This window comes from Ohtaekwangia sp. (assembly GCF_036568665.1).
Lineage (GTDB): Bacteria > Bacteroidota > Bacteroidia > Cytophagales > Cyclobacteriaceae > Ohtaekwangia.
Window position 1 is genome coordinate 1 of the sequence record NZ_DATCSD010000300.1, and the last position, 9,945, is coordinate 9,945.

At 45.6% G+C, this 9,945-nt stretch carries 8 protein-coding genes; all 8 read left to right on the forward strand.

Features of this window, described 5'->3' with window-relative positions; translation table 11 throughout:
* A partial coding sequence (locus tag VIN08_RS16175; protein ID WP_331967154.1) for a sterol desaturase family protein occupies positions 1 to 609 on the forward strand: 609 nt, incomplete at its 5' end.
* A gap of 160 nt (positions 610 to 769) precedes the next feature.
* The gene (locus tag VIN08_RS16180; RefSeq protein WP_331967156.1) at positions 770 to 1,255 is read left to right on the forward strand and encodes a hypothetical protein; all 486 of its coding nucleotides are present in this window, start codon (positions 770 to 772) and stop codon (positions 1,253 to 1,255) included.
* 337 nt (positions 1,256 to 1,592) lie between these two features.
* Positions 1,593 to 2,576 (forward strand): hypothetical protein, encoded by a 984-nt coding sequence (locus tag VIN08_RS16185; RefSeq protein WP_331967157.1) that lies wholly within the window; start codon positions 1,593 to 1,595, stop codon positions 2,574 to 2,576.
* A gap of 24 nt (positions 2,577 to 2,600) precedes the next feature.
* Positions 2,601 to 4,034, forward strand: a complete 1,434-nt coding sequence (locus VIN08_RS16190) for a sulfatase (protein WP_331967159.1) — start codon at positions 2,601 to 2,603, stop codon at positions 4,032 to 4,034.
* 43 nt (positions 4,035 to 4,077) lie between these two features.
* On the forward strand, positions 4,078 to 5,055 hold the full coding sequence (locus VIN08_RS16195) for a hypothetical protein (RefSeq protein WP_331967160.1): 978 nt from the start codon (positions 4,078 to 4,080) through the stop codon (positions 5,053 to 5,055).
* Positions 5,056 to 5,268: 213 nt separating this feature from the next.
* Entirely contained in the window at positions 5,269 to 6,000 is a 732-nt protein-coding gene (locus VIN08_RS16200) for an alpha/beta fold hydrolase (protein WP_331967162.1), read from the forward strand.
* 176 nt (positions 6,001 to 6,176) lie between these two features.
* Positions 6,177 to 9,098 (forward strand): TonB-dependent receptor, encoded by a 2,922-nt coding sequence (locus VIN08_RS16205; RefSeq protein ID WP_331967164.1) that lies wholly within the window; start codon positions 6,177 to 6,179, stop codon positions 9,096 to 9,098.
* Between the two features lie 344 nt (positions 9,099 to 9,442).
* A partial coding sequence (locus tag VIN08_RS16210) for an SET domain-containing protein (RefSeq protein WP_331967165.1) occupies positions 9,443 to 9,945 on the forward strand: 503 nt, incomplete at its 3' end.

The following is a 9,945-nucleotide window of genomic DNA, read 5'->3' on the forward strand; positions in this document are numbered from 1 at the left end:
TTCCTGTGGCGTTTTCATCGTACGCATCACTCAGCTCCCTATATGGGCATGGCCATGGCGAGCCGGCAGAATATCATTTATACTATATTCTTCTCACAAACCTATCTTACTACCACGCTGGTATATTTAGGTCTCGGCTACCCGGCCCTGTTTGTAAAAGGTATAAAATCCATTATCACTACCTTGGCACATTCCAGTATACCGTGGGACAAACCTTTCTACGAAAAGAAATGGCTCAACCCGATCGCCTGGGTATTGGAGCGACTCATCTCCACACCTGCTACGCATCACGCACATCATGCAGACTCCAACGATGATGGCGTGGGGCACTATAAAGGAAACTTCGGCAATATGTTTTTCCTGTGGGATATCATTTTTGGTACAGGCATCATCACGCGTAAATATCCGAGCGGCTATGGATTGAAACATTACCAGGAAGAAGAATGGTATGCACAATTCATATGGCCCATTTTCAAATCGAAGAAAGAAGGCAGTGAGCTTTCTGCCAACGGGCCCATGGTGCAGGATGATCCTATACCGGCAGTTGCCCCTATAACTGTGAGAAGTGAAGAACCTGCTATAGCTGAATCAAAACTGGGACTCACCTAGCGATATATAGTTTTATCCGTCATGAAGTAAAAGCAACAAACGCCACAGCCCCTCTCCTGTGGCTTTGTTTATCTGAAGGTAGAAAGTGAAAAGCGGAAAGTAAAAGGCACCTTAACATGAAACATGAACACTGAACATAAAACCTGAACTATAAATCACCATGAGATCAAAACAAACTATATATACCCTGTTACTATTAGGGTGTGTCAGTCTCACAGCCTTTACCATTGTGAGTACCAGTAACGAGCGCGGCTCGCACGATATAGACCCTACTGTAAAAGCAGAAGTGCTGCAGGTTCTTGACGAGTATATGGCAACCTTCAATGCAAATGATCTGGCAGCATGGGAGAAGACTTATCACTTTCCGCATTATCGATTGGCAAGTGGTACCATGTCGGTATTGGATAAAGCAGGCTTGCGCGATCCTGCCAAAGTATTTACACCACTGAAGCAGGTCGGGTGGCATCACAGTGTGTGGGATCACCGGAACATCGTGCAGGCTTCCGATACCAAGGTGCATGTAGATACGCAGTTCTCGCGCTACAAAGAAGACGGCACAAAGATCGGCACCTACGAGTCGCTATATATAGTAACCAAAGAAAACGGACGCTGGGGAGTAAAGCTACGCTCCAGCTATGCCGAGTAGACACATTTATACAAACGCCATGAAAATATACTCTTTATTTCCAATCACCCGCATATACCGGGTTGCCGCTATAATATTGCTGGCTTTCCGTACTGCCTATGCGCAATCTGCCAACGATCCCTTCACGGGAGATCAGCTATAGGCCGATGTAAAAAAGTATGTTTCCTTCGGCATACACCGCACTGCTTCAGAGGGTGATCTGAAAACTTCTGCGTGGATCAAAAAGAAACTCGATGCGCTGGGCTTCAAAACTTCCTATACTACATTTCCGGTAAAACAATTCTTTCTGAAAGATGCGCATGTCAGTATAAATGATACATCTATACCCGCGTTTCCCTTGTGGCCGGTACAGCAGGCATCAGCCAACATAAACGGAGTTATAGTAGATCCGCTCTATGGCGACTTTGAATTATATACCAGCAAGATTGTGCTGGTGCGCATTCCCCCCGGAGGGCAAACCAACAAGCAGATCATCAGTTTACTCGAGCCTATTATAGCAGCCGGTGCATCAGGTATAGTAGCCATTGCCAAAAATGATATAGGCGAAATGGTAGCCTATAATACTTCTGAAAATCTGCAGCCATGGAAAGTTCCCGTGGTAGTAGTGGCCCCTAAAGATTCGCTCGTCTTCATACAGGCAGCGTGTGCACGCAGGCAAGTATCGCTGCAAGTAAACGGTACACTTCGCGAAACAGAAGCGAGGAGTGTAACGGGCACCATTGGTACGGGCAATAAATATATAATTATATCTACGCCCATCAGCGGCTGGTTTACCTGTGGCGGAGAACGCGGACCAGGTATAGCCATCTTCAATGCACTGGCAGCATGGGCTGTGCAACAGAAGAATCAATATACATTTCTTTTTACAGCCAACTCCGGGCATGAGTTGAACAATCTCGGAGCGCATGTATTTATAGAGAAGGCGCCCAAACCGGAAGATGTATACCTGTGGCTGCACCTCGGAGCGGGCATCGCTACCGTTGACTGGAAAAAAGAAGACGGCACGTTGAAGAAGTTATCAACGGTTGATCCCAAACGAAACATCATGTATAGCGAAAACCTGGAGCATACGATCGACCAGGCTTTTCGCGATCAACCCGGAAAACGCTGGAAGATCAGGAACGAAGCATTGGGCGAATTAGCTGTAGTAGCAGCCCATGGCTATAAACGATTTTTCGGGATAGCCTATGGACACCCGCTGCACCACATGCCAACCGATGATGCTACTACTACCAATCCACAAATACTGCAAGACGCTGCCATTACTATACGAAAAGCATTGGAGATTGAATTGGCAGAGACGATCGTAAAAACCTATTGATCAAACTATATATATCCACCATACATGAAGAGAATATATTATATCATTACTGCCATTGCCTTTACAACGGTAGGGGTAAGCGCCTTTTCGCAGACGGTTGATAAGACCGCGATCAAACGCAAGCCTAATGTTATTGTTATACTGGCCGACGATCTGGGCTATGGCGACTTATCAAGCTACGGTCAGCAGCAATGGAAAACACCCAATATAGACCGGCTTGCAATGGAAGGCGCAAAGCTTACACACTTCTATGCGCCTACACCGTATTGTGCTCCTACACGTGCATCTTTACTCACCGGGCTATATCCGGTGCGGCACGGCATTACGGCCAATCCCAACCCGGAGAAAGTACAGAACAATTACCAGACCTATCGCGGTGGCGATAATATAGGTATAGCAGACGATCAGCTTTTGTTGAGCGAGCTTTTTAAATCACAAGGCTATGCTACCAAAATTATAGGTAAGTGGCACCTGGGGCACAAGCCTCCATTCTTCCCTACGCGACACGGGTTTGATGAATACCTGGGTATACCCTACTCCAACGATATGCGGCCGGTCATTCTCATGGAAAATGAAACTATAATAGAATATCCGGTAGTACAAACCACGCTTACCAAACGCTATACACAATCGGCACTGGCATTTATAGACAAACATCAGAACGAACCGTTCTTCTTATACCTGCCGCATGCTATGCCGCATAAGCCGATGGCTGTATCAGAAGAATTTTATACACCAGAAACAAAAGGTGATCTGTATGCCGATGCTGTGCGCGAACTCGATTGGTCGGTAGGAGAAGTTTTGAAAAAACTGGATGAAACCAAACTCGATGAAAATACACTGGTAATTTTTGTGTCCGACAACGGACCATGGTTTGGCGGAAGCTCCGGTGGACTGCGCGGTATGAAGTCGCAAAACTGGGAAGGTGGTATACGTGTACCTTTCCTTGCACGCTGGAAAAATCATATCAAGCCCGGGCATGTCAGTAACGAGCCTGCTGGTGTTATCGACATCTTTCCAACGGTAGCGGTACTGGCCGGACTATCTATACCGAAAGACCGCACACTGGATGGGCGTGATATATCGGCCCTGCTCACATCCAATGCCAGAACACCACATACAGCGCTCTTCTCTTTTTATACCGATAAACTTCAAACCGTACGCAGCGGTAAATGGAAACTGCACATCAACTCGCCACAGTCCGCTACACTTCCTTCAGACTCTGCCTGGGTTGATCCGCGTAGTCCTGATGGTGTTACGCTGCTCGCACCATACGAACAGGCAAGAGCTAATCAATTCCCCGGTATAAATACAGGCGATGCTGCAGCACCCGGATCATTGTTCGACCTGGAGAGTGATCCTGCCGAACAAAAGAATGTCGCCCGCGAACATCCGGATATAGTGGAGAAACTGAAGAAGCTGGCAGAAGCTTATACACAGGGGAAATACATATACTGACAGAAACTATATACTAAACACAGAACACATACAAACATACATTATGAAAAAAACATATATACTGCTGGTGCTGCTGCTAACCGGATCGTTAGTGTCGGCACAACAAACACAAGGTATCGTGAAGCTCCGCGGCACGCGCCTCACCTACCCGTTGGTAAATGCGTGGATCGAAGCTTTCAGTAAAGAATATCCCGGTATAAAAGTATCGATCGCTCCACAGGCTCCGGCCGATAGTATAGATTTTACTATTGCTGCCTATGCACTCACTGAAAAAGATTACGAAGGAAATCGCGAAGGTGTGGCTATAGCACGCTATGTGCAGCTGCCGGTTGCCAATAGCAAACGTCCTGACCTGGTTGCAGTGCAGGCGAAGGGGCTAACGGAAAAAGATATTCAGTCGCTATACTTCTCTCCGGCTACGCCCGATCTGTTTGGCTCAGCACAGGCCGCATCGCCTATAACACGCTATACCCGCGAGAAGCCCGCATGCGCAGCTAAAACTTTTGCCAAACATTATGGTAACGATGCAGCTACACTGCAAGGCAATGGCGTGCAGGGAGATGATAAAGATCTGGCCAATGCCGTGCGCGAAGATATATATGGTATATCCTTCAACAACCTCGGCTTTGTTTATGATCTCAACACCCGCAAGGTTGCAGATGGTCTTGCTGTAATTCCGCTGGACTTAAATGAAAACGGCAAAACCGACAAGAATGAAAATATCTATAGCTCGGTAGACGATGTGATCCGTTATATAGAGAAAACCAACCACGCACGCTTTGTTACCGAGCGGGTAAATTTTATTTTCAGCAAGAGCTCACCCAATGCTGCTGCCGGTATATTTCTGAACTGGGTGCTGGCAAAGGGACAACGCTTTAACCATACACTCGGTTTCCTGGAGCTTGAAAACAAAACGCTGGCAGAACAAAAAGTAATTGCCGCATCAGCATTTAAGATAAGCGCTATAGCTCCGCGCAACCAAAACGAATCGACACAAAAAACTCAGGTTGCCTCTAACTAGCCATACACACAACGTTACCATTTATATACTTACACACTACAACCATGAACGTATTAAAGCGGGAATATATCTTGATCGGAATAGAGCTGGTGGTAATCTTATTGCTGCTCACTGTACGCGCCTATACATTATAGCAAATTATACCAAGACCGGGTTGACTATCAATCCGGTCGATTTACCTATCATTTTTTTAAACTATATACTTATAACAATATGTTAGACTACACACCTCTTATTGATACTGGCGAAGGAGAACCGATGCTATTACTGCACGGCCTCTTTGGCAACCTGAGCAACTGGAGCCGGGTGGTGGATGAGTTTTCCACTACACACCGCGTGCTCGTGCCGCGACTTCCGTTATATTCTTCACCGGTATCGCGCGAACGATTAAACGATCTCACCAATTATATAGCAGACTTCGTGGATCATCACGGGTTCAGCAAAGTTACTATTATGGGTAACTCACTCGGTGGGCATATAGCTTTACTTTATGCGTGGCAGCATCCATCACGGGTATACCGGCTGGTGCTGGCCGGCAGCTCGGGTATATTTGAAAATTCGTTTGGCGGTACATTTCCACGGGTAAAAGACTACGACTATATAAAAGAAAAAGTAGCCAGCACATTTTATAAACAGGAAGTAGTAACCAAAGAACTGGTAGACGAAGTATATGATACCGTGCAAAGCCGCAGCAACACGCTCAGTATTATCGGGCTGGCGCGTGCAGCACAACGCCATAACATCACGGGCCAGCTAAGCGATATATATACTCCTACACTACTCATCTGGGGACTGCAGGATGTAATCACTCCTCCGGAGGTAGCACTGGAATTTCATCGGCATCTACCATTGTCTTCGGTTGTTTTCCTGGATCATTGTGGTCATGTACCAATGATGGAGCAACCTGTGTTGTTTAACCGGCATGTGCGTAAGTTTCTTGCCTGATGTGCTTAAACGCAGCATGTATACGCGCTTTTAGCAACCACTGTCGGCTGTTAGCCTAATAGAAGTTAGGTATATTTTTTTCTTACAAAATAATGGTAACTCTATTGACTTAATAGGGAATAGTCCTACTTTTGTCAAAAATCCACTAAAACTATAGACTTATTATACCCCACGCTATGAAGAACTATTACCACCAATTCTTCTTGTTATTACTACTCGTTTCCGTTGGCTCTGCTGCCTATGCACAGAATGCTATACGCGGAAAAATTATCGATGGCGAAACACAGGAAGCTCTCCCCGGAGTAAATGTAGCTGTGAAAGGAACTGTACTCGGCACAGTAACGGATGGCAGCGGTAATTTCTCTGTATCCGTAAAACAATTACCGGTGACTATAGTAGCATCGTTTGTAGGCTATAGAACAGAAGAGATCAGCGTTACATCGGTTGATCAGTCTATCAATATAAATCTGAATCCAAGTGCATTACTCGGTGAAGAAGTAGTGATCACAGCATCGCGTGTGGAAGAGTCACAACTCAAATCACCGGTAGCGATAGAAAAACTGGATATACGCGCTATACGCGAAACACCTGCACCCAGCTTTTACGATGCATTGGAAAATGTGAAAGGTGTACAGATGACTACATCAAGTATAACCTTTAAAGTACCGAACACACGCGGCTTCAACATTCCGAACAACTTTCGCTTTATGCAGTTGGTGGATGGTGTAGATATGCAGGCCGCTACCTTGGGTGTACCACTCGGTAATGCCATCGGCCCCACTGAACTGGATATAGAAAGCGTAGAGATTACCCCCGGTGCAGCGTCTGCGCTCTATGGTATGAACGCGATCAACGGTATGGCTAACCTCACCACGAAGAGTCCTTTTCAATACCAGGGATTAAGCCTCTATCAGAAAACAGGTGTGAACCATGTAGATGGTATAGATTACAACCCAAGTGTATTGAGCGAAAGCGCGATCCGCTATGCAAAAGCATTCCACAATAAATTTGCGTTCAAGGTAAATGCAAGTTACCTGCGCGCTACTGACTGGAGAGGAAATACTACTACTGATCAGAACCCGAATCAAACACCGGGTACGGGTAATCCAGCGTATCCTGAATTAAATGTAGCGGATCATCCGGCATACGATGCATGGAATAAATATGGCGATGACAGCGGAAGTAATGCTGTTACAGTAAGCGGCATCAATTACAACGGTGTGGCGAATCAATCTTTCGTAGTAAGAAGAACCGGCTATTGGGAAAAAGATCTCGTGCCTGGTAAAGTCGATAACTTTAAAATAGATGCATCACTTCACTATAAGATCGGCAGCAACGCAGAGCTTTCATACTCGTATCGATATGGTACACTGGACGGATTGTTTCAGCGTGGTAACAAGATACAATTGAATGGTACAGTGGTGCAGAACCACAAACTGGAATTGAAAGGCGCTAACTATTTTATACGCTCGTATGTATCACTGGAAAATACCGGTGACTCGTACAACCTGAAGCCACTTGCCGATAACCTCGATCTCTCACACCTTTCCAACAACGCATGGCGCGATAAATTCAAGTCTACACTACAGAGTGAATTGAATTCCGGTGTGAGCCTGGAAGAAGCTATGCGACTGGCGCGTGCTTCGGCCGATCAGGGTCGTTATGAACCCGGCACCTATCGTTTCGATTCTATGAAAAATGTGATCAACAGTATTAATAACTGGGACCATATCAGCGCGGTGCCTACCGGTACATCTTCCGGTGGTGCCAAGCTTCACCAGATGAGCCGCATGTATCATACCGATGCACAGTGGGACCTCTCCAAGAAAGTGAAGATATTCGATCTGCTGGTAGGTGCTGACCTGCGTATATACCAGATCATTCCGGATGGCAATAACTTTGTAGACTTCTCGCGCCCGGTAGCAGAACGCAACCAGCCGGAGGATGACGGAAGCTTTGGTAACTATGTATACTATACCAAGTATGGTTTCTTTACACAGGCTACCAAAACATTCTTCCAGGAGAAATTGAAGATATTCGGTTCCGTTCGTCTCGATCATAACCTGGAGTTCAGTCCGAAGATCAACCCGCGTATCGCTGCTGTATATACTTTGGCTGATAAGCATAACATCCGCGCATCGTTCCAGAATGGCTTCCGCTTCCCTTCACTTTTCGAAGCGCTCTCGTTCGTAAATAATGGTAACATCAGACGTGTCGGTGGTCTCTCCTATATTAACGATGGTCTGAATTACCTCGATAACTCCTATACCCTGGCATCGATCAACACATTCAATGCTGCGGTAAATACAGATGTTAAGAACGGACTTTCTGCCAACGATGCTGCGCTCAAGAACAGAGGACTGCTCGAAGCAACAAACCTTTCTCCTACACGCCCTGAAAAAATCAACTCTTACGAAGTCGGGTATAAGAGCGTGTTGTTGAGCAATACACTTGTAATAGACATCGATGCGTATACGAATGTGTATGACGGTTTCCTCGGACAGGTGGAAGTAGCAGTGCCTTACCTGGCAGATGCTACCGGTAAATATCCTGACCCTACCAAACAAGTACAGGTAGGTACAGACGATGCTGTAATCTCTATGCTGGCTGCTAACCGTACACCACGCCAGATGCGCTATCGGGTATATACCAACGCAAAGCAGAAATACAGAAACTATGGATCATCGCTCGGTATAACCTATAACTTCTATAAGAAATTTACGGTAGGCGGTATAGTAAACTATAACAACATTTCGAAGAACAAGGAGAAGGATGTGTTCGTAACCGGATTTAATACTCCAAAATGGTCTACTAATATTTCATTCGGTAACCGTGAAGTAATTACCAACCTCGGCTTTAACATCGTGTGGAGATGGCAACAGTCGTTCCTGTGGGAGAGCCCGCTGGCCAACGGAACTATCCCAGCCTATAGTACTGTAGATGCTCAGGTGAGCTATCGCCTGCCTTCGCTGAAATCAACCGTTAAATTAGGTGGTACTAATCTTTTCAATCATCGCTATATCCAATATGCAGCTGGTCCTACCATAGGAGGACTGTACTATGTATCGGTTACCGTAGATGGTTTGCTTACAAAATAACCTGAACAGGATTTTTTTAATGAAGATCCACGGGGCAAAGTAACGTTCAGGTTTGCCAATGTAATCTGGTTGTGTGGCTTGCTGCTAGTGATTAGCAGCAAGCCTTTTTATTTGCAAACGTAGTCACGGCTATTGAATGGGCATAGTTTTTTGAGCTATAACCCGTTGGCTAACCGCTATAGATTCTCGCTGAAACGCATGTAGCCTTTGTTTATAGCGGCCCGCATATTCTTCTCTCGTGCTGCTAAACGTACTCTTGCTTTACCGCTGGTGTCCGGAAGATTTTTTTGGAATGCGATTTCTTTTATCTTCACGCACTTTTTTACTACATATATCTATACTGAATGGCACTGCTCGAAAAACAACTTTACGTTAAGAAGTCAACGATACCGAACGCTGGCAAAGGTTTATTCACCAAGAAATTTATACCCAAGGGTGAACGCATTATTGAATACAAAGGTATAGTCTCTACCTGGAAAGATGTAAAAGACGAAGATGGCCGCAATGGCTATATCTTTTACGTAAAGCGCTCGCACGTAATAAACGCGCTGCCTACACCCAAAGTATTGGCCCGCTATGCGAATGATGCTAACGGACTAACCAAGGTAAAAGGCCTGAAGAACAACTGCGATTACGAAACAGAAGATGTACGCGCCTTTATCGTTTCGATCCGTGATATACCGGCAGGCTCAGAAATTCTTGTCGACTATGGTAAAGATTACTGGAAGGTGATCCGCGAGAATATCAAACTGTGGGCAAAAGAAGCAAAGGAAAAAGAGAAGAAAGAGAAAGCTGCCAAAGCCAAGAAAGAAGTAAAGGCCAAGAAGAACGGCAAAGTATCGAAGAA

Coding starts and splice junctions, on each gene's coding strand:
- VIN08_RS16180 (WP_331967156.1), top strand. CDS start 770: ATGAGATCAAAACAAACTATATATACCCTGTTACTATTAGGGTGTGTC.
- VIN08_RS16190 (WP_331967159.1), top strand. CDS start 2,601: ATGAAGAGAATATATTATATCATTACTGCCATTGCCTTTACAACGGTA.
- VIN08_RS16195 (WP_331967160.1), top strand. CDS start 4,078: ATGAAAAAAACATATATACTGCTGGTGCTGCTGCTAACCGGATCGTTA.
- VIN08_RS16200 (WP_331967162.1), top strand. CDS start 5,269: ATGTTAGACTACACACCTCTTATTGATACTGGCGAAGGAGAACCGATG.
- VIN08_RS16205 (WP_331967164.1), top strand. CDS start 6,177: ATGAAGAACTATTACCACCAATTCTTCTTGTTATTACTACTCGTTTCC.